The organism is Streptomyces sp. NPDC019937 (assembly GCF_040631655.1).
In the GTDB taxonomy this organism is placed as follows: domain Bacteria; phylum Actinomycetota; class Actinomycetes; order Streptomycetales; family Streptomycetaceae; genus Streptomyces.
Genome location: NZ_JBEYAL010000012.1, coordinates 78625 through 97951, shown reverse-complemented (window position 1 = coordinate 97951; position 19327 = coordinate 78625). Strand labels below are relative to the sequence as shown.

At 71.4% G+C, this 19327-nt stretch carries 14 protein-coding genes; 10 read left to right on the top strand and 4 right to left on the bottom strand.

The window, feature by feature from the left end; translation table 11 throughout:
• Positions 1-60 precede the first annotated feature (60 nt).
• Complete coding sequence (locus ABZ562_RS14605) at positions 61-2286, top strand: MMPL family transporter (protein WP_361478184.1); 2226 nt, start codon at positions 61-63, stop codon at positions 2284-2286.
• A 16-nt stretch (positions 2287-2302) separates the two neighbouring features.
• On the opposite strand, the gene ABZ562_RS14600 is transcribed toward ABZ562_RS14605, so the two are convergent.
• From ABZ562_RS14600 to ABZ562_RS14590, 3 genes are all read right to left on the bottom strand, one after another.
• Complete coding sequence (locus tag ABZ562_RS14600; RefSeq protein WP_361478181.1) at positions 2303-2467, bottom strand: DUF6191 domain-containing protein; 165 nt, start codon at positions 2465-2467, stop codon at positions 2303-2305.
• Positions 2468-2539: 72 nt separating this feature from the next.
• Positions 2540-3733, bottom strand: a complete 1194-nt coding sequence (locus ABZ562_RS14595; RefSeq protein ID WP_361478178.1) for a PQQ-dependent sugar dehydrogenase — start codon at positions 3731-3733, stop codon at positions 2540-2542.
• Positions 3734-3851: 118 nt separating this feature from the next.
• Positions 3852-4850 carry an aldo/keto reductase gene (locus tag ABZ562_RS14590; protein ID WP_361478176.1) on the bottom strand — a complete coding sequence of 333 codons (999 nt, stop codon included), beginning with the start codon at positions 4848-4850 and terminating at the stop codon, positions 3852-3854.
• A gap of 73 nt (positions 4851-4923) precedes the next feature.
• Between ABZ562_RS14590 and ABZ562_RS14585 the strand changes: the two genes are divergently transcribed.
• The 9 genes from ABZ562_RS14585 to ABZ562_RS14545 all read left to right on the top strand — a co-directional run bounded on the left by ABZ562_RS14585 (position 4924) and on the right by ABZ562_RS14545 (position 17920).
• Positions 4924-5928: a 2-hydroxyacid dehydrogenase gene (locus ABZ562_RS14585; protein ID WP_361478173.1), complete on the top strand. Its 1005-nt coding sequence runs from the start codon at positions 4924-4926 to the stop codon at positions 5926-5928.
• A 342-nt stretch (positions 5929-6270) separates the two neighbouring features.
• Positions 6271-9195, top strand: a complete 2925-nt coding sequence (locus tag ABZ562_RS14580; protein WP_361478170.1) for an EAL domain-containing protein — start codon at positions 6271-6273, stop codon at positions 9193-9195.
• Between the two features lie 209 nt (positions 9196-9404).
• Positions 9405-11264, top strand: coding sequence for an acetolactate synthase large subunit (locus ABZ562_RS14575; protein WP_361478167.1), 1860 nt, complete (start codon positions 9405-9407; stop codon positions 11262-11264).
• A gap of 39 nt (positions 11265-11303) precedes the next feature.
• Positions 11304-11828 carry an acetolactate synthase small subunit gene (gene ilvN / locus ABZ562_RS14570; protein WP_044569623.1) on the top strand — a complete coding sequence of 175 codons (525 nt, stop codon included), beginning with the start codon at positions 11304-11306 and terminating at the stop codon, positions 11826-11828.
• A gap of 75 nt (positions 11829-11903) precedes the next feature.
• A complete protein-coding gene (gene ilvC, locus ABZ562_RS14565) occupies positions 11904-12902 on the top strand; it encodes a ketol-acid reductoisomerase (RefSeq protein WP_361478164.1) in 999 nt (332 codons plus the stop codon).
• 273 nt (positions 12903-13175) lie between these two features.
• The gene (gene serA / locus ABZ562_RS14560) at positions 13176-14777 is read left to right on the top strand and encodes a phosphoglycerate dehydrogenase (RefSeq protein ID WP_361478160.1); all 1602 of its coding nucleotides are present in this window, start codon (positions 13176-13178) and stop codon (positions 14775-14777) included.
• Between the two features lie 192 nt (positions 14778-14969).
• Positions 14970-15662, top strand: a complete 693-nt coding sequence (locus ABZ562_RS14555) for a helix-turn-helix domain-containing protein (RefSeq protein WP_361478157.1) — start codon at positions 14970-14972, stop codon at positions 15660-15662.
• A gap of 43 nt (positions 15663-15705) precedes the next feature.
• Positions 15706-17226, top strand: coding sequence for an MFS transporter (locus ABZ562_RS14550; RefSeq protein WP_361478155.1), 1521 nt, complete (start codon positions 15706-15708; stop codon positions 17224-17226).
• Between the two features lie 109 nt (positions 17227-17335).
• A complete protein-coding gene (locus tag ABZ562_RS14545) occupies positions 17336-17920 on the top strand; it encodes a Uma2 family endonuclease (RefSeq protein WP_361478152.1) in 585 nt (194 codons plus the stop codon).
• Here the strand turns inward: ABZ562_RS14545 and ABZ562_RS14540 are convergent.
• Positions 17898-19325, bottom strand: a complete 1428-nt coding sequence (locus tag ABZ562_RS14540; RefSeq protein ID WP_361478149.1) for a pectate lyase — start codon at positions 19323-19325, stop codon at positions 17898-17900. The genes ABZ562_RS14545 and ABZ562_RS14540 overlap by 23 nt on opposite strands.
• Between the last annotated feature and the right edge of the window lie 2 nt (positions 19326-19327).

The window sequence follows — 19327 nt, the reverse complement described above, 5'->3', positions numbered from 1 at the left end:
CAGAGTGCTTTGGTCACAAGCACATCACGCCGCACTCGGTGCACGGACCGGAAAGCAGCCATGGCCGCACTCGCACGATGGTGTATCAGGCGCAGCGCCGTCGTGATCGTGCTCTGGTTGGCTCTCTTCGCGGGCGTCGCCGCCGCGGCGGCCGTGGCCGGGTCCGCGTACTCGAACGACTACGACATCCCGGGCACCGGCTCCTCCACGGCCTCGCGCCTGCTGGAGCAGCGGTTCCCGGACCGGGCGGGGGACACCGACACCATCGTCTGGCACACCGCCGACCGCGCCGGAACCGTGCGCTCCGCGGACGTCGAGCGGCGGATGACGGCGGCGCTGCGGCGCGTCGCCGAGCTGCCCGGCGTCGTCTCCGTCACCGGCCCGTACGGCACCGACGACACCAGCCGCGTCAGCGCCGACCAGCACACCGCCTACGCCACCGTCGTCTTCCGCGAACCCGCCGCCGACCTGGGCAAGGACGAGGTGCGCCGGGTCCTGGACACCGCGCGCTCGGCCGCCGCCCCGGGGCTGGAGGTCGAGATGGGCGGCGTGGGCGCCGGGCTCACCGAGACGGCCGGGTCCGCCCACCTCAGCGAGGCCATCGGCGTCGCCGTGGCCGCCGTCGTCCTCTTCCTCGCCTTCGGCTCGCTCGCGGCGACCCTGCTGCCGATCGCCACCGCGCTCATCGGCGTCGGCACCGCGTACGCGGCGATCGGGCTGCTCGGCCACGCCATGACCGTCGCCGACTTCGCGCCCATGCTCGGCATGCTGATCGGGCTCGGCGTCGGCATCGACTACGCGCTGTTCATCGTCACCCGGCACCGCCGGGGGCTGCGGCAGGGGCTGCCGGTCGCCGAGGCCGCGCAGCGGGCGGTGACCACCTCGGGCCGCGCGGTGATCTTCGCGGGCGCGACGGTGTGCCTGGCCCTGCTCGGCATGCTGGTGCTGCGGCTGAGCTTCCTGAACGGTGTCGCGGTCGCCGCCGCGCTGACGGTCGCGCTCACCGTCGCCGCCTCCATCACCCTGCTGCCCGCGCTGCTCGGGCTGCTGGGGATGCGGGCCCTGAGCCGCCGCGAACGACGGCGGCTGGCCGAGCACGGGCCACGTCCCGCCGCGGTGCCCGGCCTCGCCACCCGCTGGGCGTCCTTCGTGGAACGCCACCCCAAGGTGCTGGGCGCGGTCGCCGTCGCCGTCATGCTGACCCTCGCCCTGCCCACCCTCTCGCTCCGGCTCGGCACCTCCGACCAGGGCAACAACCCCGAGACCTCGACCACCCGGCAGGCGTACGACCTGCTCGCCGAGGGGTTCGGGCCCGGCTTCAACGGACCGCTGACGCTCATCGGCAGCATCGACGGCGCCGAGGACCGGATGGCCTTCACCCGGCTGACCACCACCCTGCGCACCACCGAGGGCGTCGCCTCGGTGAGCGCCGCGGACCTCGGCGGCGGTGGCGACACCGGGGTGATCACGGTCGTACCCACCACCGCCCCGCAGTCGCCGGACACCTCGCGGCTCGTCGAGCGGCTGCGCGCCGAGGTGCTGCCGAAGGCCGAGGAGGGCACCTCGCTGCGGGTGTACGTCGGCGGGCTGACCGCGGGGTACGACGATTTCGCGGCGGTGATCGTCTCCAAGTTGCCCTTGTTCGTGGGGGTGGTGGTGGCGCTCGGCTGTGTGCTGCTGCTGCTCGCGTTCCGCAGCATCGGCATCCCGGTCAAGGCGGCGGTCATGAATGTGGCCGCCGTCGCGTCGTCCTTCGGTGTCGTCGTCGCGGTCTTCCAGTGGGGCTGGGGGAGCGAGCCGCTGGGGCTCGGCAGGGCGGGCCCGATCGAACCCTTCCTGCCGGTGATCATGGTGTCGGTGCTCTTCGGCCTCTCCATGGACTATCAGGTGTTCCTGGTCAGCCGGATGTACGAGGAGTGGCAGGACACCCGCGACAACCGGCTCGCGGTCCGGGTGGGCCTCGCCGAGACCAGCCGGGTGATCAACTCCGCGGCCGTCATCATGATCGCCGTCTTCTCGGCGTTCGTGCTCAGTGGCGACCGGACCATCGCCATGTTCGGCATCGGGCTGGCGGCCGCGGTCGCCCTGGACGCCTTCGTCCTCCGCACGCTGCTGGTCCCCGCCCTGATGCATCTGCTCGGCGGCGCCAACTGGTGGCTGCCGGGCTGGCTGGAGCGGACCCTGCCGCGCATCAGCATCGAGGCACCGGCCCCGGAGCGGAGCCCGCTGCCCGTGCCCGGACCGCGCGCGCCCGAGGCGGACACGGCCCGCACGCCCGTGCCGTAGGGCGCGCTACGGGTCGTCAGCCCTCGCGAGGGCGGATCACCACCTGGCCGGAGTCGAGGTCTATGGGCCCCTTCCCCGGGTCGCTGTCGCCGATGTCCTCCAGCGTGAACTCCAGCCGGTTGCGCTCCTCTTCGGTGTGTTTGCGACCGGGCGCGAACAGCTCCTCGATGAGGTTGAACATGGCGACCCCCGTAGGTGTGGGACTGCGGCCAGTGTAAGCAGAACACCCGAAAAGGGGCCGGGCCCGCCGCCGTCAGCTGATGTCCAGCCGCAGGATCCGGTCATCCTCCTTGCCCGGCTTACCCCGCCCGTCCGTATTGCTCGTGACCAGCCACAGCCCGCCGTCGTCCGTGGCGACCACACTGCGCAGCCGCCCGTACTTCCCGGTGAGGAACGCCTGTGGCGCGGCCACCGGCTTGGTCCCCCGCAGCGGGATCCGCCACAGCCGCTCACCGCGCAGCCCCGCCATCCAGATGGAGCCCTTGGCGAACGCGATACCGCTCGGCGAGGCGTCCTTGGGCTTCCACTGCTCGACCGGATCGACGAACCCCTTCTTCCCGGCCTTGCCCTCCACCTCCGGCCAGCCGTAGTTCTTGCCCGGCCGGATCAGATTCAGCTCGTCCCAGGTGTCCTGGCCGAATTCGGATGCCCACAGCCGCTTCCGGGCGTCCCAGGCCAGCCCCTGCACATTGCGGTGGCCCAGGGAGTAGACGACGGAATCGGCCGACGGATTGCCGTGCGCCGGCTCGCCGTCCGGGGTCATCCGCAGGATCTTGCCGCCGAAGGAGTCCATGTCCTGGGCGAGCCCCCGCTCACCGCTCTCGCCCGTGCCCGCGTACAGCATCTTGTCCGGGCCGAAGGCGATCCGGCCGCCGTTGTGGATCGTGCCCTTGGGGATGCCCTTGAAGATCGTGTCCGGCGCGCCCAGCTGATCGCCCGAGGGGCGCTTGTCGTCGTACACCATCCGGACGATCCGGTTGTCCGAGTCGGTGGTGAGATACGCGTACACCATGTGGTCCGCGCCGAAGTCGGAGGAGACCGCAAGCCCCAGCAGACCGCCCTCGCCCGCGGGGGAGACGCCGGGCACGGACCCCAGCTCGGTCTGCTTCCCGCTGTCCGCCGAGATCTTGAAGATCTTCCCGGTGTCCCGGGAGGACACCAGCAGATCCCCGCCCGGCAGCGGGGCCACCCCCCAAGGCGATCGCAGCTTGGTGGTGAGCATGCTCACCACCTTCGCCGAACCCTTCCTGGGCGCCGCCGACTCACTGGTCGAGGGCGCCGACGACGGGGAGCCGCCCTTGGAGCCCTCCTTCCCGGGCGCGGACGAGCCCGACCGCTCGAAGGGGGACTTCACATCACCGGTCGAGCAGCCGGTGATCAACGACAGCGCGGCCGCGGCGGCCAGGGCGGGGGCGGCGAGGGCGGGGGTGATGCGAGGACGTCGCACGGTCGGGTTCCTCTCGGTGGGGCACGTGTGCCGCGGCACGGCACTGATTCTTATACACCGCAGCTCCGCGCCGGGTTCCCTTCCTCGAACCGGAGCCCACCCGCCCCAGCGGAGACGCTCAGTCCCACGACCCCCGGGCGGGCGGCAGCGTGGCGATCTCGGCGAGATCGTCGGCGGTCAGCATCACCTCAGCCGCCGCCGCGTTCTCCGCCGCCCAGCGCTCCCGCTTGGTCCCCGGCACCGGCACCACGTGCGGCCCCTGGGCCAGCAGCCACGCCAGCGCCACCTGAGCCGCCGTCACCGTCTCCCCGTGCCGCCGCGCGACCCGCCGCAGCCCGGCCACGATGGGCTGGTTCGCCGCCATCATCTCTGCCGTGAAGCGCGGGTGCCGGGCCCGCATGTCCTCCGGCTCGAAGCCCTGCCCCGGCGTGAGCGTCCCGCTCAGGAAGCCGTTGCCCAGCGGCATCGCCGCCAGGAAGCCCACCCCGCGCGAGGCGCACCACGGCACCAGCGCCTCCAGCGCCTCGGGCGACCACACCGACAGCTCGGCCTCCACACAGCTCACCGGGAAGACCTGCTGCACCCGCTCCAGCTGGCGCACCGTCGCGTCGTGCATCCGCGCACCGGCCCGCCGCTGGGCCCGCGCCCCCACCGCGCACAGCCCCAGCGCCCGCACCTTGCCCGCGGCGACCAGCTCCGCCATCGCGCCCCAGGTCTCCTCTATCGGCACCTCGGGATCGGCCCGGTGCAGCTGGTAGAGATCGATCACATCGGTCTGCAGCCGCCGCAGGGAGGCGTCGCACGCCCGCTTCACATAGCCGGGCCGCCCGTTGGCCACGATGTGCTGCTCGCCGACGAGCAGTCCGCACTTGGTGGACACGAAGGCGTCCGCGCGCCGCTCCTTGAGCGCCCGGCCCACCAGCAGTTCATTGGTGAAGGGGCCGTACATGTCGGCGGTGTCCAGCAGGCTCGCACCCGCGTCGAGCGCGGTGTGCACGGCGCGCAGCGAGTGCTCGCCGTTGCGCTGCGAAGCGGTGTATGCCCAGCTCATGGGCATACACCCAAGGCCGATGGCACCCACCTCGAGCGCCGCCGCTCCGATTGTCCTGCGCTCCACCTGGCCTGACCCCTCCCGTTTCTCGCACCAAACTAACCTCTGCGGAGAGCCTCACTTCGCATAGCCTCCTGGCATGAGTGCAGATCACAGCGATACGTTCCGGCACCACGATTCGTCTCATGCCGCGTCCGGCGGCTCGGCCCGCCCCCTCGTCTGGCTGCCCATCCCGCCCGAGGAGATCGAGGGCCTGCCCGAGAGCCTGGAGTACGCCCACTGGGACGGTGGCCCCGAGTACCCCACCGACCCCGCCCGCGTCGCCTTCTACTGCGCGCCGTACATGAAGCGTCCCGAGGTGCTGGCCCGGCCGCTGGAGGCCATGACCGGCCTGCGGGTGATCCAGACGCTCACCGCGGGCATAGACAGCCTGCTGCCCGCCATGTCACGCGTCGTCCCCGGCGTGCAGCTGTGCAACGCCCGGGGGCTGCACGACGCGAGCACCGCCGAGCTGGCCCTGACCCTGATCCTGGCGTCGCTGCGTGACATCCCCGGTTTTGTCCGCGCGCAGGACGCCGGGGAATGGAACTCCGGCTTCCGTCCGGCGCTCGCCGACAAGTCCGTTCTGATCGTCGGATACGGTTCGATCGGCAGCGCGATCGAGGACCGGCTCGAACCCTTTGAGTGCGAGCGGGTGACGCGCGTCGCGCGCTCCCCGCGCACGACCGAGCGCGGTCCGGTGCACCCGATCGACGCCTTGCCTCAACTGCTTCCGGAGGCCGACGTCGTTGTCCTGGTGACCCCGCTGACCGAGCAGACCCGGGGCCTGGCCGGAGCGGATTTCCTGGCGAAGATGAAGGACGGAGCGCTGTTGGTGAACGTCGCACGGGGCGCGGTGGTGGACACCAAGGCACTCCTCGCCGAGGTGGAGAGCGGCCGGCTGCGCGCCGCGCTGGATGTCACCGACCCCGAGCCCCTGCCCGCCGGGCATCCGCTGTGGCACGCTCCAGGAGTGCTCATCACCCCGCATGTGGGCGGCCCCTCGTCGGCCTTCCGGCCGCGCGCCAAGCGGCTGTTGCGCGCCCAGCTGCGCCGGTTCGCCGCGGGCGAGCCGATGGAACATCTGATGATGACCACGGGGTAGACGAGGGGGCAACATGCCCCTGGCAGTACATACAGGCATCGATTGACTGCACTCCGTATATACAACGCCGTAGTCGGTTACGTTGAGTAGATGGCCTATGTCCCTGAGTGACCAGTCTGGTGTATCGTCCCGAGCGGGGGCTGCGCCAATGACCTGACGGCGTCAGCGATGGACCGGAACTCGAGGGGGGCGACGGGCGATGTATGGCCAATGGACCAACGACCCGACGCAGCTCAGGCGTCGACCGCGACTATTCCGCGCAGCCGCGCGGCTCTCGATGACGAAGCTCATGGGGATACGGCTCGCGCGGCCGCGCCCCCTCGCGCGACGGGTGGCAGCGCGGTGAGCGCCACCGGAGCGGTGCTCGCCCGGCCGTCGGTCTCCGGCGGCACCCGGCTGCTGCCCCAGGTCGCCCTCGTCCTGGTCTGCGCCGGGTACGCGGTGGGTGCGGTGCTCGGCTGGGGATCGGCCGAACTGGCCGTCTTCATGGGCGATTTCGGCCTGGCCGCGGCCGCGCTCACGGCCGCGGCCTCCTGTCTGTGGCACGGGCGCGGGAATGCGGGGCGGATGCGCCCGGCATGGCTGCTGTTCGCGGCCTCCTCCGCCATGGCCGCCCTGGGCAACGCCACCTGGGGGTGGTACGAGGTGGTGCTGGGCCGTGCCGTCCCCACCCCCTCGTTCGCCGATGTCTGTTTCCTGCTCTTCGCGCCGCCCGCGATCGTGGGCATGCTGGTGCTCGCCAAGCGCCCGCAGAACCGGGCCGGATGGATCTGCCTGGGCCTGGACGCCTGGCTGATCGCCGGATCGCTGATGACCCTGTCGTGGAGCCTCGCGCTCGCCCACACCGGGGAGTTCGGCGGGGACGCCGAGAGCGTGGCCCGCAGGGCCTTCTCGCTCGCCTATCCGCTGCTGGACATCGTGCTGGTCAGCATGGTGATCGTGCTGCACTTCCGGCGCTCGTCGTCGGCCAGCCGGTCGGCGGTCAACACCGCGATCGCCGCGTTCGCCCTGACCGTGCTGTGCGACGCGCTGTTCACCTCGCCGCTGCTCCACGAGCGCTACCACTCCGGCCAGATCCTGGACGCCGGATGGTTCGCCGGTTCGCTGCTGCTCGCGTACGCGCCCTGGGTGGCCCGGCGGGACGCCGCCGAGACCCCGCCGCCCGTGGCGCGCCGCTCCGACCGGCCGAGCCGCCCCACGGCGGGCGCGTTCGCCGCCCTGGCGCCGTATCTCGCCGCCGCCGTCTGCACGCTGGGGATCCTGTTCAACGTGATGGACGGCCGCCCGGTCGACGGGGGAGTGCTCTTCACCGCATGCGCGGTCGTGCTCGCCCTGCTCGTCCGGCAGGCGATCATGCTCATGGACAACATCGCGCTCACCCAGGAGCTGGCGCAGAAGGAGAACCACTTCCGGTCCCTGGTGCAGAGCTCCAGCGATGTGATCATGATCGCCGCGCCCACCGGCATCCTGCGGTACGTCAGCCCAGCCGCCTCCGGCGTCTACGGGCGGGACGCGGACGAGCTGATGGGCTCCGAACTGGCCTCGCTCATCCACCCCGAGGACCTGGGCCCGGTGGTCCACGAGGTCCGCCGCTTCCTGGCCGCCTCGCCGGGCGAGGAGCCCACCACTCGCATCGAGTGCCGTTTCCGCTCCGGCTCCGGCGACTGGCTCAACGTGGAGTCGACGATCAACCGCCACCACGGCGGCCTGATCTTCAACAGCCGCGATGTCACCGAGCGGGTCCGGCTCCAGGCCCAGCTCCAGCACAGCGCCGAGCACGACCCGCTGACCGACCTGCCCAACCGCGCCCTGTTCACCAAGCGCGTCCGGCACGCGGTCGGCGGCCGCCGCCGCACCGACGCGGGCACCGCCGTGCTCTTCATCGACCTCGACGGCTTCAAGGCCGTCAACGACACCGTCGGCCACCAGGCGGGCGACGAGCTGCTGGTCCAGGCCGCCCGCCGGCTCCAGGAGTCCGTGCGCTCCGGCTCCGGCGACTGCGCCGCCCGGCTCGGGGGCGACGAGTTCGCCGCCCTCATCGTGGGCGACGGCGCCGGGGACACCAGCACCCGCGAATGCCGCATCCTGGAGATCGCCGACCGGCTGCGGGCCCGGCTCTCCCAGCCCTACCGGGTCGAGGGCGGCACCGAGGTGCGGGTCGCCGCCAGCATCGGCGTCGCCTTCGCCGAGCCCGGCACCAGCCCCGGCGCCCTGATGCGCAACGCCGACCTGGCCATGTACCGGGCCAAGGCCGCCGGGAAGAACCGCGTCGAGCTGTACGCCCCGCAGATGCAGGCCGAGGTGGCGCGCCGCGCCGAGGTCGCCACGAGACTGCGCGCCGCCCTGCACGACGGTGAGTTCGTGCTGCTGCACCAGCCCGTCGTGGAGCTGGCGACCGGCCGGGTCACCGCCGTCGCGGCGCAGCCCCGCTGGCGCTCCGCCCAGGGCATCCTGTTCACCCCGGGCGAGTTCCTGAGGGTCGCCGACAACGGGCGCGGCGGAGACCACGGCCGCGCGGGCGAAGAAGGCGCCCGCACCGCCGAGCTGACCCGGTGGACGCTGGAGGCCGCCGTGGAACAGGCCGCCGAGCGCCGCCGCGACGGCCATATGGTCCCCGTCTGCGTGCGGCTGCCCGCGGGGCGTCTGGTCGACAAGTCGATGCCGCCCAAGGCCGTCGAGACCCTGCTCGCCCGGCACGGCCTGCCGTCCGGCGCGCTGATCCTGGAGCTGACCGACAGCGACCCCCGGGTGCCGCTGGACGAGCTGGAGCACCGCCTCGGCGCGCTGCGCCGCCTGGGGGTGCGGATCGCGCTCGACGGCTTCGGCAGCGGCTACGCCGCGATCAGGGCGCTGCGCCGGCTCCCCATCGACGTGCTCAAGCTGGACCAGGGGCTGGTCGAGGGGGTGGTGGAGTCCTCCCGGCTGCACAAGATCACCTCAGGGCTGCTGCGGATCGGCGGCGACCTCGGGATGCAGTCCATCGCGGAGGGCGTGGACCTGCCCGAGCAGCTGGTCACCCTGCGCGGCATGGGGTGCACCCACGCCCAGGGCATGGTCTTCAGCGGGCCGCTGGATGAGCACCGGCTGCGCCGGGCGCTGATCCGCGGCGGCTATCCGGTGCCGCGCTCGGACGCCCCGTTGCTGGTCGGCGGCGGGCTGCCGGTGCGGCACGGCGGATACGGCGGGCACGGGCCCCGGCGCCCGGAGGCGCACCACACCCACCCACCGACCCGCTCAAATACTGAGACTCCTGTCCCACCCACTTGACACTTGATACGCGCGGGGGGGAGGGTCGGAGCCATGCGCACCCGAATTCTCGTACTTGGACAGCGCGTCGGCTGAGCAGGGTCATGTTGAAGCCCTGCGGACCCCCACCGGCGCGCTCCCCTCGCTTGCCTCACGGCACGAGGGGTTTTTTGTTGCACTGACGCCTGTGCAGCGCCTTCCTCCCGCATCACACCTCATTCGAGAAGAGAATGCCGATGACCGAGCAGGCCTCCGGGGCCCATCATCCCCAGCCGCGGGCCCGTAACGGCGGACCGCAGTCCGCCACCGTCGAGCACGTCACGGGCGCGCAGTCCCTCATCCGTTCGCTCGAGGAGGTGGGCGCCGACACCGTCTTCGGGATCCCCGGCGGTGCGATCCTCCCCGCGTACGACCCGATGATGGACTCCTCGAAGGTCAGGCACGTACTCGTCCGTCATGAGCAGGGCGCGGGCCACGCCGCCACCGGTTACGCCCAGGCCACCGGCAAGGTCGGCGTCTGCATGGCGACCTCGGGCCCCGGCGCCACGAACCTGGTCACCCCGATCGCCGACGCCCACATGGACTCGGTCCCGATCGTCGCGATCACCGGGCAGGTGGCCTCCAAGGCGATCGGCACGGACGCCTTCCAGGAGGCGGACATCTGCGGCATCACGATGCCGATCACCAAGCACAACTTCCTGGTCACCAAGGCCGAGGACATCCCGCGGACGATCGCAGAGGCGTTCCACATCGCCGCCACCGGCCGCCCCGGCCCGGTCCTGGTCGACATCGCCAAGGACGCGCTCCAGGCCAAGACCACCTTCTCCTGGCCGCCGCAGACCGACCTGCCCGGCTACCGCCCGGTCACCAAGCCGCACGCCAAGCAGATCCGCGAGGCCGCCCGGCTGATCACCGAGGCCCAGCGCCCGGTGCTGTACGTGGGCGGTGGCGTCCTCAAGGCGCACGCCACCGCTGAGCTGCGGGTGCTGGCCGAGCTGACCGGGGCGCCGGTCACCACCACCCTGATGGGGCTCGGGGCCTTCCCCGACAGCCACCACCTCCACCTCGGCATGCCGGGCATGCACGGCACCGTCGCGGCCGTCACCGGCCTGCAGAAGGCGGACCTGATCGTGGCGCTCGGCGCGCGCTTCGACGACCGGGTCACCGGCAAGCTCGACTCGTTCGCCCCCCACGCCAAGATCGTGCACGCGGACATCGACCCGGCGGAGATCGGTAAGAACCGCGCCGCCGACGTGCCGATCGTCGGGGACGCCCGCGAGGTCATCGCGGACCTGGTCGTCGCGGTCCAGGCCGAGCACGACGCGGGCCACACCGGCGACTACACCGGCTGGTGGGAGGACCTGAACCGGTGGCGCGAGACCTACCCGCTCGGCTATGACCTGCCCGAGGACGGCAGCCTGTCGCCGCAGCAGGTCATCCAGCGGATCGGCGAGCTGGCCCCGGAGGGCACCGTCTTCGCCGCGGGCGTCGGCCAGCACCAGATGTGGTCCGCCCACTTCATCCAGTACGAGCAGCCCGCTACCTGGCTGAACTCGGGCGGCGCCGGGACCATGGGCTACGCCGTCCCGGCCGCCATGGGCGCCAAGGCCGGTGCGGCGGACCGTACGGTCTGGGCGATCGACGGTGACGGCTGCTTCCAGATGACCAACCAGGAGCTGGTCACCTGCGCGCTGAACAACATCCCGATCAAGGTCGCGATCATCAACAACGGCGCGCTGGGCATGGTCCGCCAGTGGCAGACCCTGTTCTACAACCAGCGCTACTCCAACACCGTGCTGCACTCCGGCCCGGGCGCTGACACCACCCAGCCCAGCGCGGGCACCAGGGTCCCGGACTTCGTGAAGCTCGCCGAGGCCATGGGCTGCATCGGCATCCGCTGCGAGGACCCGGCCGACCTGGACGCCGTGATCGAGAAGGCCAACGCGATCAACGACCGGCCGGTGGTCGTGGACTTCATCGTCCACGAGGACGCCATGGTGTGGCCGATGGTCGCGGCCGGCACCTCCAACGACGAGATCCTGGCGGCGCGGGACACCCGCCCGGACTTCGGCGACGGCGAAGACGACTGAGGCCACGGGACCGAGAGAAGAAGAAGAGAGACACACGCCATGTCCAAGCACACGCTCTCCGTCCTGGTGGAGAACACCCCCGGCATCCTCGCCCGGATCGCCGCCCTGTTCTCCCGCCGCGGCTTCAACATCGACTCGCTCGCCGTGGGCGTCACCGAGCACCCCGACATCTCCCGCATCACCATCGTGGTCAATGTCGAGGAGCTGCCGCTCGAGCAGGTCACCAAGCAGCTCAACAAGCTCGTCAACGTTCTGAAGATCGTCGAGCTGGAGGACGGCTCGGCCATTCAGCGGGAACTCGTTCTCGTGAAGGTCCGCGCCGACAACGAGACCCGCTCCCAGATCGTCGAGATCGTCCAGCTGTTCCGCGCCAAGACCGTGGACGTCTCCCCGGAGGCCGTGACCATCGAGGCCACCGGCAGCAGCGACAAGCTCGAGGCCATGCTCAAGATGCTGGAACCGTACGGCATCAAGGAGCTGGTGCAGTCCGGCACGATCGCCATAGGGCGCGGCGCCCGCTCCATCACCGACCGGAGCCTGCGCGCGCTCGACCGGTCCGCCTGACGAGACCCCCGAACCTTCACCCGCCCGCCCGTCATACGGTGGGACGCACAACCCACACGCTAGGAGAATCCCGAAGTGGCCGAGCTGTTCTACGACGACGACGCCGACCTGTCCATCATCCAGGGCCGCAAGGTCGCGATCCTTGGCTACGGCAGCCAGGGCCACGCCCACGCGCTGTCGCTGCGCGACTCGGGCGTCGACGTCCGCGTCGGCCTGCAGGAGGGCTCCAAGTCCAAGGCCAAGGCCGAGGAGCAGGGGCTGCGCGTGGTGAGCCCCGCCGAGGCGGCCGCCGAGGCCGACGTCATCATGATCCTGGTCCCGGACCCGATCCAGGCCAAGGTCTACGAGGAGTCCGTGAAGGACAACCTGAAGGACGGCGACGCGCTGTTCTTCGGGCACGGCCTCAACATCCGGTACGACTTCATCAAGCCGCCGGGCAACATCGACGTCTGCATGGTCGCCCCCAAGGGCCCGGGGCACCTGGTCCGCCGCCAGTACGAGGAGGGCCGCGGCGTGCCGTGCATCGCGGCCGTCGAGCAGGACGCCACGGGTAACGCCTTCCCGCTCGCCCTGTCGTACGCCAAGGGCATCGGCGGCACCCGGGCCGGTGTCATCAAGACCACCTTCACCGAGGAGACCGAGACGGACCTCTTCGGCGAGCAGGCGGTGCTGTGCGGTGGCACCGCGGCGCTGGTCAAGGCCGGGTTCGAGACCCTGACCGAGGCCGGCTACCAGCCGGAGATCGCGTACTTCGAGTGCCTCCACGAGCTGAAGCTGATCGTGGACCTCATGTACGAGGGCGGCCTGGAGAAGATGCGCTGGTCGATCTCCGAGACCGCCGAGTGGGGCGACTACGTCTCCGGCCCGCGGATCATCAACGACTCCACCAAGGCCGAGATGAAGAAGATCCTCGGCGAGATCCAGGACGGCACCTTCGCCAAGAACTGGATGGCGGAGTACAACGCCGGTCTGCCGAAGTACAACGAGCTGAAGAAGGCGGACGAGGACCACCTCCTGGAGACCACGGGCAAGGAGCTGCGCAAGCTCATGAGCTGGGTCGACGACGAGGCGTAAGCGCCCGGACGGCGCGGTGGACCGTGCCCCGGGTGTGGCGGGGGTTCCCTGGAACCCCCGCCACACCCGGTTCGCCGTTGTCCACCGCGCACCACCACGTGCGGGTGATCCTGCCGCATAGGCGCATTACACAGGCCCGATCGCTACTACACTTTCCTGCAACAAACGCGTCAGGCTCACAGCGTCGTGCGTCTTCCACGCGGCTGGAACCCTTCACCGCCTGCGGCCGTCGGGACGGCCGTCCGCTGAGGACTAGTGAGGACTGAAGACCACGTGAGCACTGCTTCCCCCGGTAAACCCGTCGTACTCATCGCCGAAGAGCTGTCGCCCGCCACGGTCGACGCCCTGGGCCCGGATTTCGAGATCCGGAGCTGCAACGGCGCGGACCGAGACGAACTGCTTCCCGCCCTGGCCGACGTGGACGCGATCCTCGTCCGCAGCGCGACCAAGGTCGACGCGGAAGCCATCGCCGCGGCGAAGAAGCTGAAGGTGGTCGCCCGGGCGGGTGTCGGCCTGGACAATGTGGATGTTTCGGCCGCCACCAAGGCGGGCGTCATGGTCGTCAACGCGCCGACGTCCAACATCGTCACCGCCGCCGAGCTGGCCTGCGGCCTGCTGGTCGCCACCGCCCGCAACATTCCGCAGGCGAACGCCGCGCTGAAGAACGGCGAGTGGAAGCGCAGCAAGTACACCGGTGTGGAGCTGAGCGAGAAGACCCTCGGCGTCGTCGGCCTCGGCCGCATCGGCGTCCTGGTGGCCCAGCGCATGTCCGCCTTCGGGATGAAGGTCGTCGCGTACGACCCGTACGTGCAGCCCGCGCGCGCCGCGCAGATGGGTGTGAAGCTGCTCTCCCTCGACGAGCTGCTCGAGGTCTCGGACTTCATCACCGTCCACCTGCCGAAGACCCCCGAGACGGTCGGCCTGATCGGCGACGAGGCGCTGCGCAAGGTCAAGCCCGAGGTCCGCATCGTCAACGCGGCCCGTGGCGGGATCGTGGACGAGGCGGCGCTGGCCGCCGCCCTCAAGGAGGGCCGGGTCGCCGGGGCCGGTCTCGACGTGTTCTCCAAGGAGCCGTGCACCGACTCCCCGCTGTTCGAGTTCGACAACGTGGTCGCCACCCCGCACCTGGGCGCCTCCACCGGCGAGGCCCAGGAGAAGGCGGGCATCGCGGTCGCGCGCTCGGTGCGGCTGGCCCTCGCGGGCGAGCTGGTCCCGGACGCGGTGAACGTGCAGGGCGGCGTGATCGCCGAGGACGTGCGCCCCGGGCTGCCGCTGGCCGAGAAGCTGGGCCGGATCTTCACCGCGCTCGCGGGCGAGGTCGCCGTCCGGCTGGACGTCGAGGTGTACGGCGAGATCACCCAGCACGACGTCAAGGTGCTGGAGCTGTCCGCGCTCAAGGGCGTCTTCGAGGACGTCGTCGATGAGACCGTGAGTTACGTGAACGCCCCGCTGTTCGCGCAGGAGCGCGGCGTCGAGGTGCGGCTGACCACCAGCTCGGAGTCCTCGGAGCACCGCAATGTGGTGATCGTGCGCGGCACCCTGGCCGACGGTACGGAGGTCTCGATCTCCGGCACGCTGGCCGGTCCGAAGCACCTGCAGAAGATCGTCGCGGTCGGGGAGTACGACGTCGACCTGGCGCTCGCCGACCACATGGCCTTCCTCCGCTACACCGACCGTCCCGGCGTCGTCGGCACGCTCGGCCGCATCCTGGGCGAGGCGGGCATCAACATCGCGGGCATGCAGGTCTCGCGTGCCGCCGTGGGCGGTGCCGCACTGGTCGCGCTGACCGTGGACGACACGATTCCGCAGGGTGTGCTCACCGAGATCGCCGAGGAGATCGGCGCCACGTCGGCCCGTTCGGTCAACCTGGCCTGATCCGCCGCGCGGCACCCACGCGCCGTCAGGGCCCGGTCCCCGCTTCGAGCGGGGGCCGGGCCCTTTTGGTGTCCTGCCGCCGGACCTTTTTCATCACCCGTTGAATAAGATGGCGGGGAGCGCTACGCTCTCAGCTATGTGGAGAAAAACTCTCCACATGGCTTCGTGTGCGCCCTTTGCAGGAGACCCCTCGTGTCCACTGATCCCGCCCCGCCCCGCATGCGCGCCGACGCGCGCCGCAACCGCGAGGAGATCCTGCGCGCCGCCCGGGAGGTCCTCGCGGACCAGGGGCCGGACGCCCCGCTGGACGAGATCGCCCGGCGCGCCGGGGTCGGCATCGCCACCCTCTACCGGCGGTTTCCCACCCGACCCGACCTCCTCCGCGGCGTGGCCGCCGAGGTCTTCACCGCGGTGGACGCGGCCGCGCGGCGGGCCGCCGGCGCGGAGGGCGACCCGGCCGACGCCCTGCGGCGCTTCATGCACGCCGCCCTCGACCTCAAGATCGGGTCCGTGGTGCCGGCCCTGCTGGGCCACATCACCGCCGGCGAACTCTTCGGCCGGGAGCGCGGCGACGCCGCCGACCCCGTCGAGACCGTCGACGGCCTCCTCGCCCGCGCCCGCGCGGCCGGTGCGATCCGCCCCGATGTCGTCTTCGGCGACATCGTCCTGATGATCATCCGGCTCTCGCGGCCACTGCCCGGCGGCGGCCGCATCCCGGACGACGACGCCCTCGCCCACCGCCAGCTCGATCTGTACGTGGACGGGCTGCGCCCCAGCGGCTCCGCGCGGCCCGCCACGCCCCTCGGCGGCCCGGCCGTGGACGCCGCCGCCTTCACCCGCATCCGGGAGCGAGTGATCGACGACGCCCGTGCCGACGTCGACTGATCACCGCTCGCCGTCCGCACCGCACGACCAGAAAGGCACCGTCATGTCCGAGCCCTCAGCCATACCGCCCGAGGCCGCACCGCCCGCTGCCCCATCGTCCGAGGCCAATCCCCGGCGCTGGCTCGCCCTGCTCTTCATCGGCCTCGCCCAGCTGATGATCGTTCTCGACATCACCATCGTGAACATCGCCCTGCCCTCCGCCCAGCGCGACCTGGGCATCTCCGCCGGTGACCGGCAGTGGGTCATCACCGCCTACACCCTGGCCTTCGGCAGTCTGCTGCTGTTCGGCGGCCGGATCGCCGACTACACCGGCCGCAGGCGGGCCTTCCTGATCGGCCTGATCGGCTTCGCCGGGGCCTCCGCGCTCGGCGGCGCCGCCCAGGGGCTCGGGACGCTGCTCGGGGCCCGGGCGCTGCAGGGCGCCTTCGCCGCGCTGCTCGCGCCCTCGGCGCTGTCGCTGCTGGCCGTGAACTTCACCGAGGCGCGCGAGCGCGCCAAGGCGTTCGGCATCTTCGGGGCGATCGCGGCGGGCGGCGGCGCGATCGGCCTGGTCGTCGGCGGGCTGCTGACCGAGTACCTGGACTGGCGCTGGTGCCTCTACGTCAACGTGCCGATCGCCGTCGTCGCGGCGTTCAGCTGGTCCGTCCTGCCCGCCGACCGGCCCGCCGGGGAGCGGGCGCGCTTCGACATCCCCGGCCTGCTGCTGGCCGTCTCCGGTCTGGTGTCACTGGTCTACGGATGCAGCGAGGCCGAGTCCGAGGGCTGGGACTCCCGGCTGGTGACCGGGCTGCTCGTCCTGGGCGTGGTGCTGCTCACCGCCTTCGTCCTGGTGGAGCGGCGCGCCGCCCGGCCGCTGCTGCCGATCCGCGTGATCGCGGACCGTACCCGGGGCAGCGCCTATCTGGCGGTCGGCCTGTCGGTGGTCGGCATGTTCGCGATGTTCCTCTTCCTCACCTACTACATGCAGATCGTCAAGGGGTACTCGGCGCTGGTCACCGGCGTGGCCTTCCTGCCGATGACCGCGGCCGTGCTGGCCGCCGCGGGCGGCGTCGCCGCCCGCCTCATCCCCCGGGTGCCGCCCCGGGCGCTGGTCGTGCCGGGTCTGCTGTGCGCGGCCACCGGGGTGGCGCTGCTGGTCCCGCTGGAGACGGGAAGCTCGTACGCGGCGGGCGTGCTGCCCTCCGAACTCCTCGTCGGCTTCGGCATGGGCCTGGTGATGGCCCCCTCGATGAACTACGCGACCCACGGCGTGCGGCCGCAGGACGCGGGCATCGCCTCCGCCACGGTGAACACGGCCCAGCAGATCGGCGGTTCGATCGGCACGGCGATGCTCAACACCATCGCCACCAGCGCGACCGCCGACTACCTGCGCGACCACGCCCGCCGTATGACACCGGCCACCGCCAAGGACGGGCTGGTCGAGGGCTTCTCCCACGCGTTCGTCTGGTCGTCGGTGATCCTCACGGCGGCAGCGGTGGTGGTGGGCGTGCTGATGAACACGCCACGCCCTGAGCGCGGCAAGGCCGCCCATGGCGCCGCGCCGGCCCCCGCGCACCTGGGCTGACGCCGGTCGTCAACGCCGGGGCTGTCCGTCGCTCGTGTGAGGGGTGGCCCTGGCGTTCTCGCCCGCTGGGCTGGGGCGCGTGGCCAGAATCCCGTCCATGGGAGGAACCATGACTGCTCAACCGCTTCCGGCCTGGGTCTTTCCGCCCCCGGGCGGCTTCACCCCGGACGACCTTGACCGTATTCCGGCTCTGCCGCCGCACACTGAGCTGATCGATGGAAGCCTCGTCTTCGTCGGCCCGCAGACGGCCTTTCATTCGCTGGTGACCTCTCTGCTGGAGCGCGGCCTCCGGGCCTCGGTGCCAGAGTCGCTGAGCGTGTGCCGCGAGATGACCATCACCATCAACAAGGGCAACCGTCCCGAGCCCGATATCTCAATCCTGCGTGCGGAGGCCGTATCCGACGAAGCGGATGAGACGGGCTACGACGCCGCCGATGTCATGCTCGCGGTGGAGGTGGTGTCGCCGGAGTCGGAAGGCCGCGACCGTGAGCGCAAGCCCCAGCTGTACGCCAAGGCGGGAATCCCGCACTTCTGGCGGATCGAGAAGGGCGACGGTCGTCGCCCGGTGGTCTACGTCTACGAGCTGGACCCGGCGACCGGCGCATACGTCCCCTCCGGCATCCACCGCGACCGGCTGAAGCTCACCGTCCCCTTCGGCATCGACATCGACCTCACCGAGATCGACCGGATGTGAGGGCAGGCCCCGCCTCGCGCAGCACCGTCCGGATGACCGCCCCCGCCGAGCGCTGCGGGCGGTAGCGGTAGGTGTCGGCCGGGGTCCAGCCGGTGTCCGTCGTGAAGGTGCGCAGCGCCCACTCCGGGGGCTCGGTGCCCGAGGAGCCGGCCTCCGCTCGGGCCCGGGCGGCCTCGGCCTCGAACTTCGCTCGGGCGATCCGGTTCACGTCGACGCGGCGGCCGTTGTACGTCGTGCCGGTGGCCGAGAACTGGTTGCCGTGGAAGGTGGCCACCGTGATGTCGGGGGAGGCACCCGGCCCGGTGTGGGTGAAGACGTCGTACTCGGAGACGATCTTCGATTCGAGCCCGGCGCCCAGGAAATAGGCGCTGCCGCCCAGCGCCTGACCGCGCATCGGGTAGTCGGGGTCGTCGGTGGAGCCGCGGAAGTAATTGTTGTACGTGTGCACCTGGCCGAACCGGACGCGGGGGCTGCGCTGCGCGGTGTCGGAGAACAGGTTGTGGTGGAAGGTGATCCGCAGATGGCCGCGGTCGCGGTCGCCCTTGCCGTCGCCGGAGCCGATCAGCAGGGTCTTCTCGTGGTCGCTGAAGCGGCTGGAGGAGACGGTCACGAAGTCCGTGCCGTCCTCCATATCCAGCAGCCCGTCGTGGTGTTCGACGCGCTTGCCGTGGAAGCCGACGGCCGCCCGGCTGGTGGGGTAGCGGCCGTCGGAGAAGGCGCAGTGGTCGATCCAGATGTTGCGGCCGGTGACGATGGACAGCGCGTCGAAGCGCGCGTTCCACGCGCCGCTCGCGCCGTCGCCCGGGTCCCAGCTGGGGAAGTGGTCGGTGGGGGCCTCGAAGCGGAGGTTGCGGATGACGATGTTCCGGCCGGTGTTGACGGTCAGATAGACGCCGAGCAGGGCCGCGTCCCGGCCGGTTCCCAGGATCGTGGTGTTGCTGGGCACGGTGAGCTGGATCTGCTGCTTCTGGGCGTTCGAGCCGGTGACGCGGAGGGTGCGCATCCGCTTGCACCACGCGTAGCGGTCGTCGCTCCACGCCGTACCGTCGGGGCCGAAGCAGTCCATGTAGCGCCGCAGGTCCCAGCCGGGGGCGTAGTCCTGGGCGTCCAGGAGGCGGCCGTCGTCGGTCTCGTTGCCGTTCAGGTGGCCGCGCACGCGGATGACCTTGGGGGCGGTCGGATCGCCGTGGTTGGCGAGGGCGTCCCGCAGCTCGGCGCGGGTGCGGACCACATGGACGCTGTCGGGCGCCGCGCCCGCGCCTCCGGTGGTGCCGGGGCTCGCCGTGGCCCAGCCGGTGGGCCCGCCCGACGAAGCCACAGCAGGCGGCGCCGCGGCGGCCCCGCCCGGTGCGGCCAGTACGGCGCACAGGAGCGCGGCCGCCGCGGCGTACGCGGATCGGCGCATCG

Bases quoted from the DNA above. Each gene is read 5' to 3' on its own strand.
- ABZ562_RS14605 (WP_361478184.1), top strand. From the start codon at position 61: ATGGCCGCACTCGCACGATGGTGTATCAGGCGCAGCGCCGTCGTGATC.
- ABZ562_RS14600 (WP_361478181.1), bottom strand. From the start codon at position 2,467: ATGTTCAACCTCATCGAGGAGCTGTTCGCGCCCGGTCGCAAACACACC.
- ABZ562_RS14585 (WP_361478173.1), top strand. From the start codon at position 4,924: ATGAGTGCAGATCACAGCGATACGTTCCGGCACCACGATTCGTCTCAT.
- ABZ562_RS14575 (WP_361478167.1), top strand. From the start codon at position 9,405: ATGCCGATGACCGAGCAGGCCTCCGGGGCCCATCATCCCCAGCCGCGG.
- ilvN (WP_044569623.1), top strand. From the start codon at position 11,304: ATGTCCAAGCACACGCTCTCCGTCCTGGTGGAGAACACCCCCGGCATC.
- ABZ562_RS14550 (WP_361478155.1), top strand. From the start codon at position 15,706: ATGTCCGAGCCCTCAGCCATACCGCCCGAGGCCGCACCGCCCGCTGCC.
- ABZ562_RS14545 (WP_361478152.1), top strand. From the start codon at position 17,336: ATGACTGCTCAACCGCTTCCGGCCTGGGTCTTTCCGCCCCCGGGCGGC.
- ABZ562_RS14540 (WP_361478149.1), bottom strand. From the start codon at position 19,325: ATGCGCCGATCCGCGTACGCCGCGGCGGCCGCGCTCCTGTGCGCCGTA.